The sequence below is a fragment of the Mesorhizobium sp. Root157 genome (assembly GCF_001427385.1).
Lineage (GTDB): Bacteria > Pseudomonadota > Alphaproteobacteria > Rhizobiales > Rhizobiaceae > Mesorhizobium.
In genome coordinates this window covers 431,967-448,579 of record NZ_LMGJ01000001.1, presented here as the reverse complement: position 1 = coordinate 448,579, position 16,613 = coordinate 431,967, and the positions used below count along the sequence as shown (strand labels likewise).

At 62.1% G+C, this 16,613-nt stretch carries 16 protein-coding genes; 9 read left to right on the top strand and 7 right to left on the bottom strand.

All coding sequences use genetic code 11. The annotated features are described in order from the left end of the window. Positions 1-257 precede the first annotated feature (257 nt). Together ASD64_RS02230 and acnA are read right to left on the bottom strand one after the other, a co-directional pair. Complete coding sequence (locus tag ASD64_RS02230; RefSeq protein ID WP_056100230.1) at positions 258-1,040, bottom strand: DUF1223 domain-containing protein; 783 nt, start codon at positions 1,038-1,040, stop codon at positions 258-260. Between the two features lie 171 nt (positions 1,041-1,211). Next, positions 1,212-3,914, bottom strand: a complete 2,703-nt coding sequence (acnA, locus tag ASD64_RS02225) for an aconitate hydratase AcnA (protein WP_200957777.1) — start codon at positions 3,912-3,914, stop codon at positions 1,212-1,214. A 275-nt stretch (positions 3,915-4,189) separates the two neighbouring features. On the opposite strand from acnA, the gene ccmA reads away from it, so the two are divergent. The 4 genes from ccmA to ASD64_RS02205 all read left to right on the top strand — a co-directional run bounded on the left by ccmA (position 4,190) and on the right by ASD64_RS02205 (position 6,428). Then, positions 4,190-4,801: a heme ABC exporter ATP-binding protein CcmA gene (gene ccmA / locus ASD64_RS02220; RefSeq protein ID WP_056099941.1), complete on the top strand. Its 612-nt coding sequence runs from the start codon at positions 4,190-4,192 to the stop codon at positions 4,799-4,801. A gap of 81 nt (positions 4,802-4,882) precedes the next feature. After that, positions 4,883-5,548, top strand: coding sequence for a heme exporter protein CcmB (gene ccmB / locus ASD64_RS02215; RefSeq protein WP_056099938.1), 666 nt, complete (start codon positions 4,883-4,885; stop codon positions 5,546-5,548). Positions 5,549-5,682: 134 nt separating this feature from the next. Further along, positions 5,683-5,856: a heme exporter protein CcmD gene (gene ccmD / locus ASD64_RS02210; protein WP_056099935.1), complete on the top strand. Its 174-nt coding sequence runs from the start codon at positions 5,683-5,685 to the stop codon at positions 5,854-5,856. Then, complete coding sequence (locus ASD64_RS02205; protein ID WP_056099931.1) at positions 5,853-6,428, top strand: DsbE family thiol:disulfide interchange protein; 576 nt, start codon at positions 5,853-5,855, stop codon at positions 6,426-6,428. Before ccmD ends, ASD64_RS02205 begins: the two co-directional genes overlap by 4 nt. 41 nt (positions 6,429-6,469) lie before the next feature. Here the strand turns inward: ASD64_RS02205 and ASD64_RS02200 are convergent, their stop codons facing one another. The 5 genes from ASD64_RS02200 to ASD64_RS20315 form a co-directional block, all read right to left on the bottom strand. After that, positions 6,470-7,129, bottom strand: a complete 660-nt coding sequence (locus tag ASD64_RS02200) for a septation protein A (RefSeq protein ID WP_056099928.1) — start codon at positions 7,127-7,129, stop codon at positions 6,470-6,472. Between the two features lie 52 nt (positions 7,130-7,181). Continuing rightward, positions 7,182-8,795 carry a signal recognition particle-docking protein FtsY gene (gene ftsY / locus ASD64_RS02195; RefSeq protein ID WP_056099926.1) on the bottom strand — a complete coding sequence of 538 codons (1,614 nt, stop codon included), beginning with the start codon at positions 8,793-8,795 and terminating at the stop codon, positions 7,182-7,184. A gap of 14 nt (positions 8,796-8,809) precedes the next feature. Continuing rightward, positions 8,810-10,108, bottom strand: a complete 1,299-nt coding sequence (gene mtaB / locus ASD64_RS02190; protein WP_056099923.1) for a tRNA (N(6)-L-threonylcarbamoyladenosine(37)-C(2))-methylthiotransferase MtaB — start codon at positions 10,106-10,108, stop codon at positions 8,810-8,812. Beyond that, complete coding sequence (gene dapF / locus ASD64_RS02185; RefSeq protein ID WP_056099920.1) at positions 10,108-10,989, bottom strand: diaminopimelate epimerase; 882 nt, start codon at positions 10,987-10,989, stop codon at positions 10,108-10,110. The genes mtaB and dapF overlap by 1 nt, the downstream gene beginning before the upstream one ends. Positions 10,990-11,127: 138 nt before the next feature. Continuing rightward, positions 11,128-11,289, bottom strand: coding sequence for a DUF1328 family protein (locus tag ASD64_RS20315; RefSeq protein ID WP_082549814.1), 162 nt, complete (start codon positions 11,287-11,289; stop codon positions 11,128-11,130). A gap of 228 nt (positions 11,290-11,517) precedes the next feature. Between ASD64_RS20315 and ASD64_RS02180 the strand changes: the two genes are divergently transcribed. The 5 genes from ASD64_RS02180 to sucD all read left to right on the top strand — a co-directional run bounded on the left by ASD64_RS02180 (position 11,518) and on the right by sucD (position 16,611). Then, on the top strand, positions 11,518-12,057 hold the full coding sequence (locus ASD64_RS02180) for a protease inhibitor Inh/omp19 family protein (protein WP_056100225.1): 540 nt from the start codon (positions 11,518-11,520) through the stop codon (positions 12,055-12,057). 31 nt (positions 12,058-12,088) lie between these two features. After that, the gene (gene zapE / locus ASD64_RS02175; protein WP_056099918.1) at positions 12,089-13,306 is read left to right on the top strand and encodes a cell division protein ZapE; all 1,218 of its coding nucleotides are present in this window, start codon (positions 12,089-12,091) and stop codon (positions 13,304-13,306) included. Between the two features lie 223 nt (positions 13,307-13,529). Beyond that, entirely contained in the window at positions 13,530-14,498 is a 969-nt protein-coding gene (gene mdh, locus ASD64_RS02170; protein WP_056099915.1) for a malate dehydrogenase, read from the top strand. 15 nt (positions 14,499-14,513) lie between these two features. Continuing rightward, complete coding sequence (gene sucC, locus ASD64_RS02165; protein ID WP_056099912.1) at positions 14,514-15,710, top strand: ADP-forming succinate--CoA ligase subunit beta; 1,197 nt, start codon at positions 14,514-14,516, stop codon at positions 15,708-15,710. A gap of 4 nt (positions 15,711-15,714) precedes the next feature. Then, positions 15,715-16,611, top strand: a complete 897-nt coding sequence (gene sucD, locus ASD64_RS02160; RefSeq protein WP_056099909.1) for a succinate--CoA ligase subunit alpha — start codon at positions 15,715-15,717, stop codon at positions 16,609-16,611. Positions 16,612-16,613: the final 2 nt, after the last annotated feature.

The window sequence follows — 16,613 nt, the reverse complement described above, 5'->3', positions numbered from 1 at the left end:
GTACGGCGTGTTGGAATTGGTGATGCCTCGCCACATTCTCGCCATTTTTTATCCGCGCTCATGCCCCAATGTCCGTCGAATTTACCCGTGTTGCCTGAGACGGTTCGGTCCGGCACTGGCTCGTAACCCCCAAGCCCCCCGCCCACGGGTCTGAGTCGGATCGAACCAACCTCGCCATGAGCGAGGAAGTTCGGCAAAACTCCAACAAGATCAACTGTTCTCCCTGGTAACCGAGCGCTTCGCTGCGCCTTGGCTTGTCAGGGACTTGATCTGTGGCGAGGCTCGGGGCGTGTGATAAAGGCCGCTCCGATGATTGGGCCCGGCAGGCCATCTTTTGCGACCGATTGCAGAAGTACCGCGCAGCCGCCTTTCTTGGCGACTTCGCTGGCCGGCAATTCATAGCGTTGAGCCTTGCCGTGCCACATTCCGGCGGTCTGGATGCCCGATACGGCATTCCAGTAGGTCATCTTGCGTCCGCCGTTTTCGCCCTTGCCGATCTCGATGGTCTGCGGCGGGTCGAAATAGACGATGACCACATGTGCCTTGGCCGCAGCGACATTGCCGCCAAGCGCATCGCCGGCCTCGATGACCACGCCGTCGCCGTCGCGCGTGACCTTGATGGCGATCTGCATGCCGTCGCCGGACTTCTGCAGTTTCGCCAGAGTGCCGTCGACTGCCGTGCGGCTGGCTCCATTGACATGGGTGCGCCCGTTGATCACGGCCTGGGGCGTGTAGACCGAGCGGCCGCCGAAGGCACGCATGTAGTCGTACTGGCGCTCAGTGTTTTCCTTGCGGCTCAGCGTGTCCCGCCAGCCAAGATAGTCCCAGTAATCGACATGGTAGGCCAGCGCCACGATGTCGTCCTTGCCGGCGAGCTCAGTGAAAAACTGGTCGGCCGGCGGACAGGAATTGCAGCCTTGGCTGGTGAACAATTCCACCACCCCCAGCGGTTTTTCGATTTCAGCGGCGCCAGAGGCTCCGGCGCATGCCGACAGCGCGAGCGCAATGGCCGCCAGCCGCAATGATTTTCCAGACGCCATCGCACTTCCGAATCCGCCGGCTTGCCCGGCTTCTTTGTTGTTGCCGACTTGTTTGGCAGATGCCGAAGTCAACGGGAAGTCACGTTGCGGTGAAATTTGTGTGTCAAAAGTAACAAAGCCGCCGGAGAGGAAACTCCGGCGGCTTTGGATTTCGACAGGCTGTTCTCCGTATCAGGCAGCCAGATCGCGCAGCACGTATTGCAGGATGCCGCCGTTCTTGAAGTAGTCGAGTTCATCGACCGTATCGATGCGGCATAGGATCGGCACGTCCTTCACCATGCCGTCGCCATATGTCACCTTGGCAACCATCTTCTGGCGTGGGCGGATCGTCTCAAGTCCGTCGATCTCGACCAGTTCATCACCCTTGAGGTTGAGCGAGGCCCATGACGTACCTTCCTCGAACACGAAGGGAATGACGCCCATGCCGACCAAGTTCGAGCGGTGGATGCGCTCGAAGGATTGGGCGACGACGGCGCGCACGCCGAGCAGACTGGTACCCTTTGCCGCCCAGTCGCGGGACGAGCCGTTGCCGTATTCGACGCCGGCGAAGACGACCAGCGGCACGCCCTCCTTCTTGTATTCCATGGCGGCGTCGTAGATCGACATCTCCTCCTTGGACGGATAGTGGATGGTATAGCCGCCCTCGCGGCCGTTTTCACCCAGCATGTGGTTGCGGATACGGATGTTGGCGAAGGTGCCGCGCATCATCACCTCATGGTTTCCGCGACGCGTGCCGTACTGGTTGAAGTCGGCAACGGCCACGCCATTGTCCATCAGGTACTTGCCGGCCGGCGAAGCTGCCTTGATCGAACCGGCCGGCGAGATGTGGTCGGTGGTGATCTTGTCGCCGAACAGGCCCAGAACGCGCGCACCCTTGATGTTGCCGATCCTGCCGCTGCGGCTTCCCATGCCGACGAAATAAGGCGGGTTCTGCACATAGGTCGAGTTGTTGTCCCAGGCATAGGTCTGGCCTTCGGGCACCTTGACGTTCTGCCAGTTCTCGTCGCCCTTGAAGACATCGGCGTATTTGCGGGCGAACAATTCGCGCGTCACGTTCTTTTCGATGAATTCCTGGATTTCGGCCGAACTTGGCCAGATGTCCTTGAGATAGACCGGTTTGCCGTCGCGATCCTCGCCGAGCGGTTCGGTGGTCAGGTCCCTGGTGACGGTTCCGGCAAGCGCATGAGCCACGACCAGAGGCGGCGAGGCGAGATAGTTCGCCTGCACGTCCGGCGAGACGCGGCCCTCGAAATTGCGGTTGCCCGACAGCACCGCTGCCCCGATCAAACCCTTGTCGTTGATCGTCTTGGAAATCGGTCCCGGCAGCGGGCCGGAATTGCCGATGCAGGTGGTGCAGCCGAATCCGACCAGGTTGAAGCCAATCTGGTCGAGTTCCTTCTGCAGGCCGGATTTCTCCAGGTATTCGGCGACGACCTGCGACCCGGGCGCCAGCGAAGTCTTGACCCACGGCTTCTGCTTCAGACCGCGCCGGTTGGCGTTGCGTGCCAGAAGGCCGGCACCGATCAATACGCTCGGATTCGAGGTGTTGGTGCACGACGTGATCGCAGCAATCACCACGTCGCCGTGGCCGAGGTCGTAGTCGGTTCCCTCGACTGCGTAGCGCTTGTGGATTTCGGCCGCCTTCTTGTACTCGGTCTCCATCGCGGCGGCGAAGCCTGCGGGGATATTCTCCAGGGCCTGCCGGCCCTCGGGCCGCTTGGGTCCCGCCATGGACGGGACGACGCTGCCGAGGTCGAGCTCGAGCAGGTCGGTAAAGACCGGATCGGCGGAACCATCGTGGCGCCACATGCCCTGCGCCTTGGCATAGGCTTCGACCAGTTCGATGCGGCTTTCTTCACGGCCGGACATGGTCAGATAGCGAAGCGTCTCGACGTCGACAGGGAAGAACCCGCAGGTCGCGCCATATTCCGGCGACATGTTGCCGATGGTGGCGCGGTCGGCCAGCGTCATGTTGGAAAGGCCGGGGCCGAAGAACTCGACGAACTTGCCGACCACGCCCTTCTTGCGCAGCATCTGGGTGACGGTGAGCACGAGGTCGGTGGCGGTGACGCCTTCCTTCACCTTGCCGGTGAGACGGAAGCCGATGACTTCAGGCAAAAGCATGGAAACCGGCTGGCCGAGCATGGCCGCTTCCGCCTCGATGCCGCCGACGCCCCAGCCAAGCACGCCGAGGCCGTTTATCATGGTGGTGTGAGAATCGGTGCCGACGCAGGTGTCCGGATAGGCGACGGTCTCGCCGTCTTCAGTGTTGGTCCACACGACCTGGCCGAGATATTCGAGATTGACCTGGTGGCAGATGCCGGTTCCGGGCGGTACCACGCGGAAGTTACGGAACGCCTGCTGGCCCCACTTGAGGAACTTGTAGCGCTCTTCGTTGCGCTGGTACTCCAGTTCGACGTTGCGGGCGAACGCCATCGGCGTGCCGAACTCATCGACAATGACCGAGTGGTCGATGACCAGGTCGACCGGCACCAGCGGGTTGATTTTCTGAGGATCGCCGCCAAGTGCGGCGATCCCGTCGCGCATCGCCGCCAGATCGACGACGGCCGGAACGCCGGTGAAGTCCTGCATCAGCACGCGCGCCGGGCGGTAGGCAATCTCGACGCCGGCGGTGCCTTTGTCGGTCAGCCAGCCGGCAACCGCCTGGATGCTCTCCTTGGTGACGGAGCGACCGTCTTCGTTACGCAGGAGATTTTCCAGCAGCACCTTCATGGAGTAGGGAAGCTGGGCGATACCGGTCAGGCCGTTCTTTTCGGCCTCGACCAGATCGTAGTAGACATATTCGGTACCGCCCGCGGTCAGGGTGCGGCGGCAAGTAAAACTATCGAGAGATTTGGACACGTGCGATCCCATCCTAAAGTCAGTTCAGCCTGAGTGGGAACGGACTCCGATGGCATGCTCATCACGCGCAAAGGTGCGGGTACGGCCATTTCCGCTGTCCATCCCCAAGCGTCCGTGCCGTTAAAGGCGGCTCGCGCGCTGGTTCGGCGCAAATTGGGTTCCCGAGCCGACCGCTGGCCCGGTTGCCTCGCATATAGAGAATTTTCTGGAATAGTTCTAGACACGGAATTGCCATTTTTGCCGCAGCCCGAAGCTGCGGCACTCAGATTTTAGTCGGAGGAGGACACATGCGGCTGATCGCCGAAGGTCTTGGCGGTGAGCGCGGCGGCGAAATGGTGTTTTCCGGCGTCAACTTCGCGCTTGATGCCGGACATGCACTGATCGTGACCGGCCCGAACGGGTCCGGCAAGTCGACGCTGCTGCGTATCGTCGCAGGGCTGCTGCCGGCGGCACAAGGCAGCGTACGTGTCGAGGGAGGAGGAGATGAGTTTTCGGCAGTCGCAGCCGCCTGTCACTATCTCGGCCACCAGAACGCGATGAAGACCGCGCTCACCGTGTCGGAGAATCTCGATTTCTGGCAGCGCTTCAATGATGAGCCGCGCCTCGCCATCGATGAGGCGCTGAAGGTTGTCGGTCTCGGCGGCATCGGGCATCTGCCCTATGGCTATCTTTCGACCGGCCAGAAACGGCGTGTCTCGATTGCCAAGCTTTTGATCAACCATCGGCCGATATGGCTGCTGGATGAACCGACGGCCGGCCTCGACAAGGCCTCCGAGGAGCGGTTTTCGGCGCTTATGAGTTCGCATTGCACCAATGGAGGCATCGTGGTGGCCGCCACCCATTTGCCGCTGGGCATCGATGCGCAGGGATTGCGGATGGGGGAGGCTGCGGGTGCGTAGCGCTAAGGGTTGCCTTGAACGTATCCACCCCGTAGGCCCCCTATCGGTGCTCAAAACGATCGCGGGGAAGCGACAACCGTCATGCTAGCTCTGTTCACTCGCGATCTGCGTCTAGGCGTACGTGCGGGCGGCGGTGCGCTGACCGGCGTCATCTTCTTTCTTGCTGTCATCGCCACCATTCCGTTCGGCGTTGGGCCGGACCTCAATCTGCTTGCCCGCATCGGGCCTGCAATCCTGTGGATCGGCGCATTGCTGGCCTCGCTGCTCGGCCTCGACCGGCTGTTCCAGGCCGACCGCGAGGATGGATCGCTGGACCTCATGGTGCTTGCCGATGACCGGCATTTTCTGAGTCTGACGGTGCTGGTCAAATGCGTGGCGCACTGGGTCGGCTGCGTGCTGCCGCTGGTCGTTGCCGCGCCATTGCTCGGCCTGTTCATGAACATGGAGCCGCTGGCGATCGGGGCCACGGCGCTGACGCTGCTTGTCGGCACGCCGGCAATCACCTTCATCGGCGCGGCGGGTGCGGCCGTGGCTGTGGTGCTGCCGCGCGGCGGGCTTTTGATTTCGGTTCTGGTGCTTCCCCTGACCATTCCGGTGCTGATCTTCGGCGTCTCGGCGAGTTATGGCGCTGTTGCGGAGCCCGATCCGTTCCTGCAGCCCTTTCTCATCTTGACGGCCTTGACGCTGTTCCTTGCCGTCATTGGACCGCTTGCGGCAGGTTTGGCGCTGCGCCATGGCAGCGACTGATCACGTTTGGTTCAAGTGCGCGCCTATGGTGCAGCTGCGGATTGCCTGGTTCGAGGGGGAAGGCTAAGGGAGGGCATGATGGCGCCAAACAGTGTGGTTCAGGCGGTCGGCAGCAATGCGGCGAGGTTCTCCGCGTGAGCACGCATGACCTTTATGTCGCCGCCGCCTATGCCGCGACGGTGTTCGTGCTGGCGGGGTTGGTGGGCTGGATCCTTCTTGACCGGCGTGCGCGGCGCAAGGAACTGGCCGAACTCGAGGCCGCGGGCATCCGACGCCGATCTGACCGTGCTGGGGCCGCGGAATCGTGAGCACCGAAACCCAAAGGCCGCCTGGCCGGCGGTTCCTGCCGCTCCTTCCCCTGCTGGTCTTTCTCGGCCTGGCCGGCTTGTTCCTGTCGCAACTGATGTCTGGCCGCGACATTTCGGAAGTGCCGTCGGTGCTGATCGGGCATATTGCGCCCAAGACCGATCTTCCGCCCTTGGAAGGCAGCGGGCTTGCGGGACTGAAATCGCAGGATTTCGCCGGCAAGGTGACGCTGGTCAACGTTTTTGCATCGTGGTGCGCGCCATGCCGGGACGAACATCCCCTGCTGGTGGAACTCGCCAGGGACGATCGTTTCGTGCTGGCTGGCATGAACTACAAGGACAAGGGCGAGAATGCGGTGAAGTTTCTCGCCGAACTCGGCAATCCCTACAAGGCGATAGGTGTCGACGAGAATGGCCGCACCGGCATTGATTGGGGCGTCTACGGCGTGCCCGAGACGTTCGTCGTCAGCAAGGATGGCAAGATTGCCTACAAGCATGTCGGCCCGCTGACGCCTGAATCCGTGAGCACAAAGCTCATGCCTGAGGTCGAGAAGGCGCTGGCTGCTCAGCCTTAGGTTTCTCAAGCTGCCGATCCCGTTGACGAGCCAGGTTCGGGCTATTGCTTTTCCTGCTGCCGGTCGAGCGAGTGCCGCATGATCAGCGGCATCTGGCTGGCCGTGAACAGGACGGTGATGGGAATGTTCGCCCATACCTTGAAGGCCACCCAAAAATCAGTCGAGAAATTGCGCCAGATGATTTCATTGACGACGGCCAGCACCAGGAAGAACACCCCCCAGCGGAAAGTGAGTTTGCGCCAGCCCTCGGCGTCGAGCTTGAAGGCTGAATCGAAGACATAGCCAAGCAGGGATTTGCCGAAATAGAGACCGCCGAGCAGAATGACGCCGAACAGCGTATTGATGATGGTCGGCTTCATTTTGATGAAGATGTCGTTCTGCAAATAAAGCGTCAGCGCGCCGAATATGAAAACCACGATGCCCGAAATCAGCGGCATGATCGGCAAGGTGCGGGTGAGCAGCCACGATGCGATGAGGGCTACCGCTGTCGCAATCATGAAAAGGCCGGTGGCGATGAAGATCGGTTTGCCTAGTTCGGCCAGTGCAGGGAAATGCGAGGCCAGCCATGCCCCGCGCGCATTGGCGAAGAAAAAGACCAGAAGCGGTCCCAGTTCGAGCGCAAGCTTCAGCCCCGGATTAATGGCCTCCTTCTTCGGCTTTTGGGAGTCGGAAGGGTCGCTTTCGAGGATGGGGGCGTTCATGATGGCTCGCTACCGCTGAAGTGGGGCTGGCATGCTGGAATTGGTATGGAGACTACCCTGTGCCGGCAATCGCGTTGGCGAAATCGCTGGCTGAAAACGGCTCCAGATCGTCGATCTGCTCGCCGACGCCGATGAAATAGACCGGCAATTTGTGCTTGGCCGCGATGGCGACGAGGATGCCGCCGCGCGCCGTGCCGTCCAGCTTGGTCATCACCAGCCCGTTGACGCCGGCGACGTTGCGGAAAATCTCAACCTGGTTGAGCGCGTTCTGGCCGGTGGTGGCATCGACGGTCTGCAAGACGGTGTGGGGTGCTTCCGGGTCAAGCTTTCCGAGCACGCGCACGATTTTTTCCAGCTCCGCCATCAGTTCGGTCTTGTTCTGCAGCCGGCCAGCCGTGTCGATGATCAACACGTCGGATCCTTCCGCCTTGGCCCTTTCGAAAGCATCGTAAGCAAGGCCCGCGGCATCGGCGCCAAGCTTGGTGGCGACAACGGGCGATCCGGTGCGCTCGCCCCAGATCTTGAGCTGTTCGATCGCGGCGGCGCGGAACGTGTCGCCCGCAGCAAGCATCACCGACAGGCCGCCTTCGGTCAGCTTGGCGGCAAGCTTGCCGATGGTAGTGGTCTTGCCGGTGCCGTTGACGCCGACGACCAGAACCACATGCGGCTTGTGCGACAGGTCGAGTTCCAGCGGCTTGGCGACCGGTGCCAGGACTTTTTCCACTTCCGCCGCCATGACGGCGCGCACTTCGGCGTCCGACACATCCTTGCCGTAGCGGCTGGCGGCGAGTGAATCGGTGACGCGCAGAGCTGTTTCCACGCCAAGGTCGGCTCGGATCAGCACGTCTTCCAGATCCTGAAGCGTGTCCTCATCCAGCTTGCGCTTGGTGAACACGCCAGCGATGTTGCCGGACAGTTCACGCGACGAACGCGCCAGCCCGTCCTTCATGCGCTGGAACCAGGAACGTCTCGGTGCGGTAGGAGCCGGCGCCGGCTGGGGCTCGGCTTTCTGCTCGACCTTTTTGGCGACGACTACTTTGCCGGGGGCGGGCTTTGTCGGAGCAGGTGCAGGTTGCGGGATCCGTGCAGGTTTCGGTGCGATCTCGGCGACTCGCGCAACTTCCGGCTGGACAGGTTCGAGCTTTTCGGGTGACGCCTCCGCCGGGACTAGTTCGTCGATAGGCTCCGGCTCAATCTCTTGCTGCCTTTCGGCTATATATTCTTCGACGGGTGAGGTCTCCGCTGCCGGAGCTAAAGGCAGGACCGGTTCAGGGTCTTGATTGGCTTGTGGCCTCTGTTTGTCGGTTTTCTCGGCCGAAGAGGGTTCAACCTCGGGCTCCGGTGCCGGGGCTGTTTCGGGCTCTGGTTCGATTATCGGCTGGGGAGACGGATGGGTAGGCAAGACCTCGGCTGCAACCGGTTCTTCCGTCTGCTTCTCCGCGACCTGCTCGACGGTTGCCGTCGGGAGTGGTTTTAGCGATGGCGGCTCAGTTGCTTCGGGCGTCGGGCTTTCCGACTCCGGTAGTTCCGTTTCCCGAACTTCTTCGCCGGCCGGTCTCAGGGCGTCGAAATTGAGTGGCGGCAGCGGGGCCGTCTCGTCGATCTTTTCCTCGACGACTTCCTTCTTGCCGAAGGAGAATACTTTCTTGATGAAGCCGAAGGCCATGCGGTCTCTCTACTTCAAGCTGCCTGCGCGGCGCGCGGAACGGCACAGAGCCGCGTACCGTCGTGGCCGGTGATGACCGCCTCGACAATTTCGCCAGGTTCCCCGGCGTCGATGGCTGCCAGCGTAAAGCCCTCGGTACGGCCCAACCCGTCGCGCTCGATCAGAACCGACTGGCTGCTGCCTTGCATGCGTTCGAGGTGGTGGCGATAAGCCGTCTCGCCGGCGGCACGCAGCCGCCCGGCGCGTTGCTTCACCACCTCGCGCCGCACCTGCGGCATACGCGCGGCAGGCGTGCCTTCACGAGGCGAAAACGGGAAGACATGCAGATGTGTCAGGCCGCATTCCTCCACGATCCTCAGCGAATTTTCGAACATCTCTTCCGTCTCGGTCGGAAAGCCGGCGATGATGTCTGCGCCGAGAACGATGTCAGGCCGCAGCTTGCGTATGTCCGCGCAGAAGCGGATGGAATCGGCGCGCAGATGCCGGCGCTTCATGCGTTTCAGGATCATGTCGTCGCCCGATTGCAGCGACAGGTGCAGATGCGGCATCAGCCTTTTTTCGGTAGCGATGGCGTCGAGCAATTCGTCGTCTGCCTCGATGGAATCTATGGACGACAGTCTCAGCCGCTTAACCTCCGGTACCTGGCGCAGGATGGTCTTGACCAGCTTGCCAAGCTTCGGAGCGCCCGGCAAATCGGCGCCGTAGCTGGTCATGTCGACGCCTGATAGCACCACTTCCGCATAGCCGTTGCCGGCCAGCCGCCTGATCTGCTCGACGACGCCCCCCATCGGCACCGAACGAGAATTGCCGCGCCCGTAGGGAATGATGCAGAAGGTGCAGCGATGGTCGCAGCCATTCTGCACCTGGACGAATGCACGGGCCCGCCCTTCGATGGCGTCGACCATGTGCGAGGCCGTCTCGCGCACCGAAAAGATATCGTTGACGCGCGCCTTTTCGAAATCGTTGACGCCGAAATCCGGCAATGCGCGATAGGAATGCGCCGCGAGCTTTTCTTCATTGCCGAGAACCAGGTCGACTTCGTCCATGGCGACAAAATCCTGCGGGCCGGTCTGGGCGGCGCAGCCGGTGACGATGATGCGGGCGTCTGGATGCTCGCGGCGTGCCTTGCGCACCGCTTGCTTTGCCTGGCGCACGGCCTCGCCGGTCACAGCACAGGTGTTGAAGATGATGGCGCCGCCGGCAAGCTCGCCGAGGCCGGCTTTTTCGGCCTCACGGCGCATCACTTCGGACTCGTAGGTGTTGAGCCGGCAGCCGAAGGTGACGACCTCTATGCCTTTTGTCTCGGCACTCATCAGGCCGCGCTTTCAGCGTCGCGCTGCCATGCGCCCGTGGCCGGATCGAAGGTACCCGAAAACTCCCATTCGGCTGCGCCCGTCAGGACGACATGGTCGTCCTCGCGCCATTCGACGTGCAGCGGGCCTCCCGGCGCCGTCAGATCGACGCTTCGCCCGGTTCGCCTCGTGCGGGCTGCGGCAACCGCCGCGGCACAGGCGGCGGAACCGCAAGCCCTGGTGAGGCCGGCGCCCCGTTCCCAGGTGCGGATCGCCAATGCATCGGATCCGGTCACCTGGGCTATGGTGATGTTTGCCCGCTCGGGAAACAGCGGATGATTTTCCAGCATCGGGCCGAAGCGGTCGAGTTCGTAGGACCAGACATCCCGATCCACCCAGAATATGGCGTGCGGGTTGCCCATCGAGACGGCGGAGGGGGAGTGCAGCACCGGTGCATCGATCGGCCCGACCTGCAGTTCGATCATGCGGGTGTCGCGGAATTCTTCGGCCAACGGGATATCCTGCCAACCGAAACGGGGCGTTCCCATGTCGACGGAAATTTGCCCGTCGGCATGCTCGGTGGCGCTCAGGATGCCGGCAAGCGTCTCGAAAGTGAAGGTCTTGCGGCCGGTTTCGGCGGCCAGCGCCTGCACGACGCAGCGCGTTCCGTTGCCGCAGGCTTGGGCCGGCGTTCCGTCTGAGTTGAGGATTGCGATGTAGTAGTCGGTCCCGGCCGTCTTCGGGTCATGGATCGCCATGATCTGATCGAATTTCGTTGCCGGGTTGGCATCGAGCACCAGCGCGGCGGCTGGAGTTACAGTGTCCGCACGACCACGCATATCGGCAACGATGATCTCGTTGCCAATGCCGTTCATCCTGGCGAAGGGGGCCGCGCCTGCCATCGATCCGTTGTTTCCGCCATGGCAGTTCCCGGAAAAGTGACTGGCGGTCTTCCGTCCGGAACTGCGAAATTCAAATACTGGGCGCTATATGGCGGAAACGGGTGGGAATTACCAGTGCAACCACCCCTGGTGGCCGGCTCATGTCACGGCGAAAAGGCCAAGCACCACCAGCAGGAATATGACCAGCACGATGCCTATCAGGATACGCGCTCCGGTCGCTGCGGCTCCGGCAAGGGCGGGCATGCCGAGCAGGCTCGCCGCTGCCGCGACGATGAGGAGAATGAGAATCCATTTGATCATGGGCAGGCTCCGACATCGCAGAATGCATGTCTGGAAAAATGCGTATCGCACCGTTGCGTTCCCTTTTTCGGGCGCGCGAGACCGCAAGACTGCGGCCGATTTGCAACAAATCTCTCGGTAAAACCCTATTTTAACCATATCCGGTTGAAATTCTGCCACCTTCTCCATCTTGGTGGGAGGCACTTCATTTTTTTGAACGGCGCCATGAGTGGTCCCGTGGAGGTTGTGATGGCATATTTGAGAACCGGTCTGATTGCCGCATTCGGAGCCGTGTTGCTGGCGAGCGGTTGCTCCAGCACGCGCTTTTCCTCCATGGATTCGGCACAGCCGGAGCCGTTGCAGGCTTCACCCTCGGGCACCGTATCGTCCAGCCAGTTGCCGCCGCCGGCTACGCCGGCGCCGACCGATCCGTCGCAGTTCCCGGTGGCTCCGCAGAATACGCAAGTGGCATCGCTGCCCACCGATGGCAGCGCGCCAGTCGGCGCCGCCGACCTCACGGCGTCAAGCGTCGCGGGTGTTTGGACCGCCAATGTCGCCGGCCAGAGCTGCAAGGTCGCCACCCCGCAGACCAAGTTCGGGCAAGGCTACCGCGCCGGCCCGCTGCGCTGCCCGGCGCCAGTCGATGGCGTCAAATCATGGAACGTGGCCGGCAAGCAGCTCACCCTCTATGATCAGGACGGCGGTACGCTGGCCCGGCTCTATTCGTCCGGCGGCGGTAAATTCGATGGCCAGACTTCCAATGGGCAAGCCATTTCGCTAACACGCTAAGCCGGATAGGGCTTATTCGGCGAAGAGACAAATGCATCTGCGTGACGGCCTCCAGACCCACGCGACCGTCAGGCAGCGCTACGACCACATGGTCGAAAGCGGCGCCGTGGTCCGCGATGCCGAGCAGTTGCGCATTGCAGCGCGGCTCGACAAGCTGATCGACACTATTTCGGCAAAACGGATCGCACAAAAGTCCAGCGCGCTCGGCTGGCTGTTCGGGCGCAAGCGCGAGACGCGCGAGCCGGTCAAAGGCCTCTATATCCATGGCGGCGTCGGGCGCGGCAAAACCATGCTGATGGACATGTTCTTCGAGCTTTTGCCGGTTAGGCGCAAACGCCGCGCGCATTTCAACGACTTCATGGCCGATGTCCACGACCGCATCCAGAGACACCGGCATGCGCGCAAGAACGGCTCGGTCAAGGAAGACGACCCAATCGCGCCGGTGGCGCGCGCTCTGGCCGACGAAGCCTGGGTTTTGTGCTTCGATGAATTCACCGTCACCGATATCGCCGACGCGATGATCCTGTCGCGCCTGTTTTCGGCGCTGTTTGATAATGGCGTCGTGCTGGTGGCCACGTCGAACGTCGCGCCAGCCGACCTTTACCGCGACGGGCTGAACCGGCAACTCTTCCTGCCGTTCATCAGCATTCTGCAACGGCACACAGAAGTGCTGGGGTTGGACAGTGACAGGGACTATCGGCTGGAAAAGCTGAACAGCCTTCCGGTCTATGTGACGCCGGCCGACGCAGCCGCCGACGCGGCGCTCGATACGGCATGGGCGGCAATGACCGAAGACCAGCCCGAGAAAGCCGTGGCGATAAAGATCAAGGGCCGTACCGTGGATGTGCCCCGCGCCGTCGAGCGGGCTGCCCGTTTCTCGTTTGCCGAACTTTGCGATGCTCCGCTCGGTGCGCGCGACTATCTGGCCATCGCCGAACGCTTCGACACGATTTTCATCGACCGCGTGCCAGTGCTCGATCAGACCCGGCGCAATCCCACCAAGCGCTTCATTCTTTTGATCGACACCCTCTACGATACGCACAAGCGCCTCGTTGTCAGCGCCGAAGATCGCCCGGACAAGCTTTATGCGGGCCGCGCCGGCGTCACCGAAGCTTTCGAGTTCGACCGCACGTCTTCAAGACTCATCGAAATGCAAAGCCGCGACTGGCTGGAGGCGTGGGCCGAGCGGCACAACGCCGGCAACGGCAACGGACCAGAGGCGACCCCGGTCGAAGAGCGGGCGACCTAGCCCCAAAGAGGTCAAAATCGTCGCGCTCGACGAAATATTTTGACGTTTACGTAACTCAAACCATTTATAACCGATTGAAATTTCAGGCGTGGAAATAATCGTTTGAATTGTTCGCGGGGCGGGGCTATTGCGTGCGGCGAATTCTCGCGGGTTCCCCGCACCCTACCGGCCTCATCCTCGACGCCGTCGTGGCGCCGTCACAGCAAAGGGAATTGATCCTGACATGGCACGCAACAAGATAGCGCTCATTGGCTCGGGCATGATCGGCGGCACGCTCGCCCACCTCATCGGCCTCAAGGAACTCGGTGACGTCGTGCTGTTCGACATCGCCGAAGGCATTCCGCAGGGCAAGGGACTGGATCTGGCGGAATCTTCGCCGGTCGACGGTTTCGACACGCGCTATGTCGGCGTCAACGACTATGCCGGCATTGAAGGCGCGGATGTGTGCATCGTCACCGCCGGCGTGCCGCGCAAACCCGGCATGAGCCGCGACGACCTGCTCGGCATCAACCTTAAGGTGATGGAACAGGTCGGGGCCGGCATCAAGAAATATGCGCCGAAGGCCTTCGTCATCTGCATTACCAACCCGCTCGACGCCATGGTGTGGGCGCTGCAGAAGTTCTCCGGCCTGCCCAAGAGCCACGTCGTCGGCATGGCCGGCGTGCTCGATTCGTCGCGCTTCCGCTATTTCCTTGCCGAGGAATTCAAGGTGTCGGTCGAAGACGTCAGCGCCATGACGCTGGGCGGCCACGGCGACGACATGGTGCCGATGATCCGCTATTCGACGGTGGGAGGCATCCCTCTTCCCGACCTGGTCAAGATGGGCTGGACCTCGAAGGACAAGCTCGACGCCATCGTCGAGCGCACCCGCAAGGGCGGCGGTGAGATCGTCGGCCTTTTGAAGACCGGCTCGGCCTACTATGCGCCGGCGGCTTCGGCGGTCGCCATGGCCGAGAGCTACCTCAAGGACAAGAAGCGCGTGCTGCCCTGCGCCGCGCACCTCAACGGCCAGTATGGCGTCAAGGACACCTATGTCGGCGTGCCGGTGGTGATCGGCGCCGGTGGCGTGGAGCGCGTCATCGAGATCGATTTCAGCAAGGCCGAGCAGAAGATGTTCGAGAAGTCGGTCGGCGCGGTCCAGGGACTCACCGAGGCCTGCGTCAAGATCGCCCCGCAACTTGCCAAGAAGTGATCGGAGCCACGTCGAATGAACATTCATGAGTATCAGGGCAAGCAGCTCCTGAAAGGTTTCGGCGCCCCGGTTGCCGATGGCGTGCCGGTATTCAAGGCAAGCGAAGCGGAAGCTGCCGCCAAGGCGCTGCCCGGCCCGCTTTATGTCGTGAAGAGCCAGATCCACGCCGGTGGCCGCGGCAAGGGCAAGTTCAAGGAACTGCCCGCGGACGCCAAGGGCGGCGTTCGCCTGTCGAAGTCGGTGGCCGAGGTGGTCGCCAACGTCAACGAGATGCTGGGCTCGACGCTGGTCACCAAGCAGACCGGCCCCGCCGGCAAGCAGGTCAACCGTCTCTATATCGAGGACGGCGCCGACATCGCCCGCGAACTTTACCTGTCGCTGCTGGTCGACCGCACGGTCGGGCGCGTCGCCTTCGTCGTATCGACCGAGGGCGGCATGGACATTGAGACTGTGGCGCACGACACGCCGGAGAAGATCGTCACCGTGGCGATCAACCCGGAAAAGGGCGTCGCCGCCGATGACGTGAAGAAGCTCAATGCCGCGCTGAAGCTCGATGGCGAGGCGGCAAAGGACGGCGAGACACTGTTCCCGCTGCTCTACAGGGCCTTCGTCGAAAAAGACATGAGCCTGCTCGAGGTCAATCCGCTGATCGTCATGAAGAACGGCAGGCTGCGCGTGCTCGACGCCAAGGTGTCGTTCGACAACAACGCGCTGTTCCGTCACCCGGACGTGGTCGAGCTTCGCGACACCACGGAAGAGGACGAAAAGGAGATCGAGGCATCGAAGTATGACCTCGCCTATGTGGCTCTCGACGGCAATATCGGCTGCATGGTCAACGGCGCGGGTCTTGCCATGGCGACCATGGACATCATCAAGCTCTATGGAGCCGAGCCGGCTAACTTCCTCGATGTCGGCGGCGGCGCGACCAAGGAAAAAGTGACGGCTGCGTTCAAGATCATCACCGCCGATCCAGCCGTGAAGGGCATCCTCGTCAACATCTTCGGCGGCATCATGAAATGCGACGTCATCGCCGAGGGCGTGGTCGCGGCGGTCAAGGAAGTCGGGCTCAAGGTTCCGCTGGTGGTGCGTCTCGAAGGCACCAACGTCGCCCTTGGCAAGAAGATCATCAACGAGAGCGGCCTCAACGTCATTTCGGCCGACGATCTCGATGACGCCGCCAAGAAGATCGTCTCGGCGGTGAAGGGAAACTGAGCGTATGTCCATTCTCATCGACAAGAATACCAAAATTCTCGTTCAGGGCCTGACCGGCAAGACCGGCTCGTTCCATACCGAACAGGCGCTCGCCTATCACGGCACCCAGATGGTGGGCGGCATCCACCCGAAGAAGGGCGGTGAGACATGGGACGGCAGCGCGCCGTTGCCGATCTTCGCCACCGTTGCGGAAGGCAAGGCAAAAACCGGTGCCAACGCGTCCGTCGTCTATGTTCCGCCAGCGGGCGCTGCGGCCGCGATCATCGAGGCGATCGAGGCCGAAATCCCGCTGATCGTGTGCATCACCGAAGGCATTCCGGTGATGGATATGGTCAAGGTCAAGGCGCGGCTCGACCGCTCGAAGTCGCGGCTCATCGGACCAAACTGCCCCGGCATCGTCACGCCGGACCAGTGCAAGATCGGCATCATGCCGGCCAACATCTTCAAGAAGGGCTCGGTCGGCGTTGTTTCCCGCTCCGGAACCCTTACCTATGAGGCGGTGTTCCAGACCACCAATGCGGGCCTTGGCCAATCGACGGCCGTCGGTATCGGCGGCGATCCGGTGAAGGGTACCGAGTTCATCGACATGCTCGAAATGTTTTTGGCCGACGACGAGACCAAGTCGATCATCATGATCGGCGAAATCGGCGGCTCGGCCGAAGAAGATGCGGCCCAGTTCCTCAAGGATGAGGCCAAGCGCGGGCGCAGCAAGCCGATGGCCGGCTTCATCGCCGGGCGTACGGCACCTCCCGGCCGCACCATGGGCCATGCCGGTGCCGTAATCTCCGGTGGCAAGGGCGGGGCGGAAGACAAGATCGCCGCGATGGAAGCGGCCGGCATCAAGGTTTCGCCATCACCCGCACGTTTGGGAACGACTCTGGTCGAAGCGATCAAAGGCTGATC

Bases quoted from the DNA above. Each gene is read 5' to 3' on its own strand.
- zapE (WP_056099918.1), top strand. From the start codon at position 12,089: ATGCATCTGCGTGACGGCCTCCAGACCCACGCGACCGTCAGGCAGCGC.
- sucD (WP_056099909.1), top strand. From the start codon at position 15,715: ATGTCCATTCTCATCGACAAGAATACCAAAATTCTCGTTCAGGGCCTG.
- dapF (WP_056099920.1), bottom strand. From the start codon at position 10,989: ATGGCAGGCGCGGCCCCCTTCGCCAGGATGAACGGCATTGGCAACGAG.
- ASD64_RS02180 (WP_056100225.1), top strand. From the start codon at position 11,518: ATGGCATATTTGAGAACCGGTCTGATTGCCGCATTCGGAGCCGTGTTG.
- ASD64_RS02230 (WP_056100230.1), bottom strand. From the start codon at position 1,040: ATGGCGTCTGGAAAATCATTGCGGCTGGCGGCCATTGCGCTCGCGCTG.
- ftsY (WP_056099926.1), bottom strand. From the start codon at position 8,795: ATGGCCTTCGGCTTCATCAAGAAAGTATTCTCCTTCGGCAAGAAGGAA.
- ASD64_RS02200 (WP_056099928.1), bottom strand. From the start codon at position 7,129: ATGAACGCCCCCATCCTCGAAAGCGACCCTTCCGACTCCCAAAAGCCG.
- acnA (WP_200957777.1), bottom strand. From the start codon at position 3,914: ATGGGATCGCACGTGTCCAAATCTCTCGATAGTTTTACTTGCCGCCGC.
- sucC (WP_056099912.1), top strand. From the start codon at position 14,514: ATGAACATTCATGAGTATCAGGGCAAGCAGCTCCTGAAAGGTTTCGGC.
- ccmA (WP_056099941.1), top strand. From the start codon at position 4,190: ATGCGGCTGATCGCCGAAGGTCTTGGCGGTGAGCGCGGCGGCGAAATG.
- ASD64_RS20315 (WP_082549814.1), bottom strand. From the start codon at position 11,289: ATGATCAAATGGATTCTCATTCTCCTCATCGTCGCGGCAGCGGCGAGC.
- mtaB (WP_056099923.1), bottom strand. From the start codon at position 10,108: ATGAGTGCCGAGACAAAAGGCATAGAGGTCGTCACCTTCGGCTGCCGG.
- mdh (WP_056099915.1), top strand. From the start codon at position 13,530: ATGGCACGCAACAAGATAGCGCTCATTGGCTCGGGCATGATCGGCGGC.
- ccmB (WP_056099938.1), top strand. From the start codon at position 4,883: ATGCTAGCTCTGTTCACTCGCGATCTGCGTCTAGGCGTACGTGCGGGC.